The following is a 3,471-nucleotide window of genomic DNA, read 5'->3' as shown; positions in this document are numbered from 1 at the left end:
GTCAAGGCCCAGCCGCTGGGCGGCGTCCACCGCGCGCTGCAGCTCGTCGCCGAGGCAGGGCTCCCCGCCGTCGTCTCCAGTGCCCTCGACACCTCGATCGGCCTGTCGATGGGGGTCGCCCTGGCGGCCGCTCTGCCGACATTGGACTTCGACTGCGGCCTCGGCACCTCAGCGCTGTTCGTCGACGATATCGCCACCCCGGCGCTCGCACCCCTGGGCGGGGCACTCCCGGTGGGACGCGTGCAGGCGGATGCCGCAGCACTCGCCGCCCGCGAGGCGCCGGCAGACCGCCGGGCGTGGTGGCTCGACCGGATCGCGCGCTGCTACGCCGTGCTGGATTCGGTCAGCTGACCGGCGGGTCCACGAGCGCCGCGGCCAGTCGCTCGGCGCGGGCGTTGAGCAGCTCGCCGGCGCGCTCCTCGCTCAGGCCCTGCAGCGCGGCGCGCACGGAGGTGTCGTCCGCGACCTGCACGAATAGCCGCGCCACCTCGTCGGCGGGCAGCCGCAGACGGAAGCCGTAGGCGTCGACCAGCCGCGAGACGATCTGCGAGATGCGGGCGATCATGCCGTCCTGCCAGGCGAGGTACGCCTTCGCCATCTGCGGATCCCGCAGCGCCTGCGCGCGGATCTCACTGCTGAACGCGGGATCGATGCCGGGACCCACCGACAGCCCGACCAGGCGACGCAGCAGATCGGCCGGGTCGGTCGAGACGCTGTCGGCGTCGAGGCCGCGCACGCGCGTCTCAGCCTCCTCGATCTTCGCCTCGGCGACCCGAGCGATGAGGGCGAGGAACAGCTCGCCCTTGGAGGCGAAGTTCGAGTAGAAGGCGCCCCGGGTGAAGCCGGCGCGCTCGCACACCTTCTCGACGGAGGCGCCATCGAGCCCGACCTCGGCGAACACCTCCAGCGCGGCGTCCAGCAGGCGGCCGCGGGTGTTCTCTCGACTGCGCGTGAGCGGGCGCGGATCCGCCATCGCGCCACCTCCTTCACATGAATCACCCAGCCCGGCGGGGCCGGCGCGAATTACGATACACCTACGTATCCGATACAGTGCTGTATCCAAACCGAAGACCGATCGAAGGACGCCGTGTCCACTCTCCTGTTCTCCCTAGGCCGCTGGTCGTACCGTCACCCCTGGCGCGTGCTCGTCGCATGGGTGCTGCTGCTGAGCCTCGCGGGCGGCGGTGCCCTGGCCTTCATGAAGGGCACCGACAACGCCTTCTCGATCCCGGGAACCGAAGCGCAGGAAGGCATCCAGCTCCTGGAGCGCACCTTCCCCCAGGCCAGCGGCACGAGTGCCCAGATCGTCATCGTCGCCGATGACGGCGACGTCGTGACCGAGGAGCCCTATACGGGCGCCATCGCCGACACCGTCGCCGCATTCACCGACCTCGACGGCGTGCTGGCGGTCACCGACCCGTTCGACGACATGGTCTCGGGGCTCGTCTCGGACGATGAACGTGCCGCGATCGTGCGCCTGCAGTTCGACGGCCAGGCCATCGACGTCAGCGAGGAGACCACGCAGGCCCTCCGCGGCATCTCCGCAGACGTGCGCGACGAACTCCCCGCCGGGGCCCAGGTCGCCCTCGGCGGCGACCTGTTCGGCACGTCCATCCCGACGCTGTCGATCATCGAGGCGGTCGGCGTGCTCCTCGCGTTGTTCGTCCTCATCGTGACGTTCCGCTCCCTCGCCGTGGCCTGGTTCCCGCTGGTGAGCGCCCTCATCGGCGTGGGTCTGGCGATCGCCCTCATCTACGCGGCGACGGCCTTCACCCTGATCTCGTCGACGGCCCCCATGCTGGCGATCATGCTCGGGCTCGCGGTCGGCATCGACTACGCCCTCTTCATCGTCGCGCGCCATCAGGATCAGGTGCGCGCGGGGGTGGAGCCCGAGGAGTCCGCTGCCCGCGCGACGGGCACCGCCGGCTCCGCCGTGGTCTTCGCCGGCATGACGGTGCTGATCGCACTCGTCGGGCTCTCGTTCGCCGGCATCCCGTTCCTCACCGTCATGGGCATCGCCGCCGCGGCCGCCGTCGCCATCGCGGTGGCGGTCGCCGTCACGCTCACCCCCGCGCTCCTCGGGTTCTCCAAGGGCCGTGTGGTCGGGTGGCCACGCCGCGCACGCCGCGCGCCGAAGTCCGACGAGACGGATGCCGCGGCGCCGGCACCCCGCCGGGCTCGCCGGGGCTTCGCGCAGCGGTGGGTGATGCTCGTCACGCGTCACCCGGTCGTGACGACCATCGCCGTCGTGGCGGGCCTCGGGGTGGTCGCGGTCCCCGCGGCATCCCTCACGCTCGCCCTTCCCAACGCCGGCGTGCAGTCGCCGGCCAGCGAGGCTCGGCAGGCGTACGACCTGACCGCCGAGCACTTCGGACCCGGCACCAACGGCCCCCTCATCATGACCGGCACGATCGTCACCTCCACCGATCCGCTCACCCTGATGACCGACATCGGCGACGAGGTCGCGAAGATCCCCGGCGTCGCCGAGGTGGCGCTGGCCACACCGAACGAGACGGCCGACACCGGCCTGGTGCAGATCGTCCCCGAGACCGCACCCGACGACCCGGCCACCGCCGACCTGGTGCGGGAGCTCCGCGCCCAGCACGACCGATTGCTCGACGAATACGGCGTCGATCTCAAGGTCACCGGGTTCACCGCCGTCGGCATCGACATCTCCGACCGCCTCGGCGCGGCGCTGGTGCCCTTCGGCCTCTTCGTCGTCGGGCTGTCGCTCATCCTGCTCACGATCGTCTTCCGTTCGATCTGGGTGCCGGTGACCGCCGCCGCGGGATACCTGCTGTCGGTCGCCGCCTCGTTCGGCGTCGTGGCGGCGGTGTTCGAATGGGGCTGGTTCGCGGATCTGCTGCACGTCGCCCGCACCGGGCCGGTCATCAGCTTCATGCCGATCATCCTCATGGGCGTGCTCTTCGGCCTCGCCATGGACTATCAGGTGTTCCTCGTCTCGCGCATGCGCGAGGACTACGTGCACGCCCGTCGTGACCGCGCCGGACGCGCCGACCGTCATACCGCCGTCGGCGCCGTGCGGTCGGGCTTCACGGCGTCGGCCCGCGTCGTGACCGCGGCCGCCGTCATCATGTTCGCCGTCTTCGCCGCGTTCGTGCCCGAGGGCGACTCGTCCATCAAGCCCATCGCGCTGGGCCTTGCCGCCGGCATCGCGATCGACGCGTTCCTCGTGCGCATGACGCTCGTGCCTGCCGTCATGGCCCTGCTGGGAGAGAAGGCCTGGTGGATGCCGCGCTGGCTCGAGCGCCGGCTGCCGCACTTCGACATCGAAGGCGAGGCGGTGGAGCGCGAGCTCAGCACCGCGCACTGGCCCGAGCGGCCCGCGGCCGTCGCCGGCGAGGGCGTGACGCTGACGGCCGATGCCGGTCGCCGCGGCGAGGTCACCCTGTTCCGGGACTGCACCTTCCGCGTCGACGACGGCGGCACCCTGCTCGTCGACGGCGAGCG

At 71.4% G+C, this 3,471-nt stretch carries 2 protein-coding genes and 1 pseudogene; 2 read left to right on the top strand and 1 reads right to left on the bottom strand.

The annotated features are described in order from the left end of the window. A pseudogene (locus NQ160_RS20890) lies at window positions 1-351 on the top strand (o-succinylbenzoate synthase); the annotation flags it as partial. Here NQ160_RS20890 and NQ160_RS20885 read toward each other — a convergent pair. Continuing rightward, window positions 344-973: a TetR/AcrR family transcriptional regulator gene (locus tag NQ160_RS20885; protein ID WP_257515234.1), complete on the bottom strand. Its 630-nt coding sequence runs from the start codon at window positions 971-973 to the stop codon at window positions 344-346. The pseudogene NQ160_RS20890 and the gene NQ160_RS20885 overlap by 8 nt on opposite strands. A gap of 114 nt (window positions 974-1,087) precedes the next feature. Between NQ160_RS20885 and NQ160_RS20880 the strand changes: the two genes are divergently transcribed. Next, on the top strand, window positions 1,088-3,471 hold a 2,384-nt coding region (locus NQ160_RS20880; RefSeq protein WP_257517002.1), incomplete at its 3' end, for an MMPL family transporter.

The sequence above is a fragment of the Microbacterium sp. zg.Y909 genome (assembly GCF_024626565.1).
The sequence above is the reverse complement of the archived record's forward strand: the minus strand, read 5'-3'. Positions and strand labels throughout refer to the sequence as shown.